Source organism: Bifidobacterium sp. UBA744 (genome assembly GCA_002298605.1).
Taxonomy (GTDB): Bacteria; Actinomycetota; Actinomycetes; order Actinomycetales; family Bifidobacteriaceae; genus Bifidobacterium.
In genome coordinates this window covers 95,227-97,301 of sequence record DBKS01000045.1, presented here as the reverse complement: position 1 = coordinate 97,301, position 2,075 = coordinate 95,227, and the positions used below count along the sequence as shown (strand labels likewise).

Here is a 2,075-nt window from a genome sequence, read left to right as displayed (position 1 = left end):
CGGCCCTCGCCGTGGGAGATGGCGATGGTGTGCACGTCTCCCACGGATGTCTTCGACAGCCAGGGGGAGAGGTCCGACGCCACACGGGTGCGCACCAGACGGGACTGGTGGCGGCCGATGGTGTTGAACGTCAATGTCGGGCATTCCGCGGTCATCGGTACGATGTCGCCATACGGCACCAGACCAAGCTTGATCAGCGCCTGGAAACCGTTGCAGATGCCGAGCATCAGACCATCACGGTTGTTCAGCAGGTCGCGCACGGCCTCGGTCACGGCAGGGGCGCGGAAGAACGCGGTGATGAACTTGGCGGAACCGTCCGGCTCGTCGCCGCCGGAGAAGCCGCCGGGGATCATGATGATCTGGCTCTTCCTGATCTCCTCGACCAAGGCGTCCGTGGATTCCGCCACGGCGGCCGGCGTGAGGTTGTTCACGATGAGCGTGCTCACATCGGCGCCCGCGCGTTCGAAGGCGGCCGCGGAATCGTATTCGCAGTTGTTGCCGGGGAACACGGGGATGACCACATGCGGCTTGGCCACGCCGGTGCCGGTGTACACGGTCTTCTTCGGAGTCTGGAAGGACACCGTCTCGACGGTCTCGCCCTTCTCGTCGCCCTTGGAGCGGTACGGGAACACGGATTCGATGCCGCTTTCCCACGCCTCCTGCAGTTCCGCAAGATCAAGCGTTTCGCCGGCGGCCACGAACGAATATTCCTCGGTGGTCTCGCCGACCTCGCTGACCTCGACCAAGTTGGATACGGCCGGAACCATGGCACCGTCGGCAAGCTCGATGATGAAGGAACCGTAGGCCGGGACGAACAGGTCGTCCACGGAAATCGCGGAGTTGAGCTTCACGCCGATCCGGTTGCCGACCGTCATCTTGAAGATCGCCTCTGCGGTGGCGCCGTAGCCCGGCGTGGACACGGCCAGCGCGTCGCCGAAATCGGTGAGCTCCTCGACCGCGGAGAAGGCCTCCAGCAGCGCGTCCTTGTCGGGCGTGAGCCCATCGGCCTGGTATCGCGGCGCGATACGGACCACGCGGTGACCGGCTCCCTTGAATTCCGGAGAGGTGGCGCGCTTCATGGCGCCCACGGCCACGGCGAAGGAGATCAGGGTCGGAGGCACGTCAAGATGCTCGAAGGTGCCGGACATGGAATCCTTGCCGCCGATCGCGCCCGCGCCGAGATCCACTTGGGCCATCAGGGCGCCCAACACCGCGGCGGTCGGCTTGCCCCAGCGTTCCGGCTCGTCGCGCAGCTTCTCGAAGTATTCCTGGAAGCTCAGGTAGGCCTTCTCATGCTCGAAACCGGCGGCCACCAGCTTGGAGAGCGACTCGACCACGGATAGGTAGGCGCCCGTGAACTGGTTCTTCTCCATGATGTACGGGTTGAAGCCCCATGCCATCGCGGAGGCGGTGGTGGTCTCGCCGAGCACCGGCAGCTTGGCCACCATGGCCATGGTCGGGGTCAGCTGCTTCCTGCCGCCGAACGGCATGAGCACCGTACCCGCGCCGATGGTGGAGTCGAAGCGCTCGGACAGTCCCTTGTTGGAGGCCACGTTCAGATCGGTGAGCATGGTGCGCATGCGTTCGGCGAGCGTGCCGGACTTCCACGGAGTGGAATAGCCCTGCTGGGCTTCGACATGCACCACCTGGTGCTTCGGGGCGCCGTTGGAGGCGAGGAATTCACGCGACAGATCCACGATCGTGTCGCCGTTCCACACCATGGTCATGCGTGGTTCCTCGGTCACGGTCGCGATGACTTCGGCCTCGAGATTCTCCTCCCTGGCATAGCCGAGGAACTCGTCCACATCCTCGGCGGCCACGTCCACGGCCATGCGCTCCTGCGATTCGGAGATCGCCAGCTCGGTGCCGTCCAGACCCTCGTACTTCTTCGACACCTTGTTGAGGTCCACGTACAGGCCGTCGGCCAGCTCGCCGACCGCCACGGATACGCCGCCCGCGCCGAAATCGTTGCAGCGCTTGATCAGGCGGCAGGCGTCGCCGCGGCGGAACAGTCGCTGCAGCTTGCGTTCCACGGGGGCGTTGCCCTTCTGCACCTCGGCGCCGTCGAGTTCCAG

General features: G+C 65.3%; 1 protein-coding gene. It reads right to left on the bottom strand.

Features of this window, described 5'->3' with window-relative positions; genetic code table 11:
- On the bottom strand, window positions 1–2,075 hold a 2,075-nt coding region (locus tag B2994_RS04965; RefSeq protein ID WP_291527266.1), incomplete at both ends, for a phosphoribosylformylglycinamidine synthase.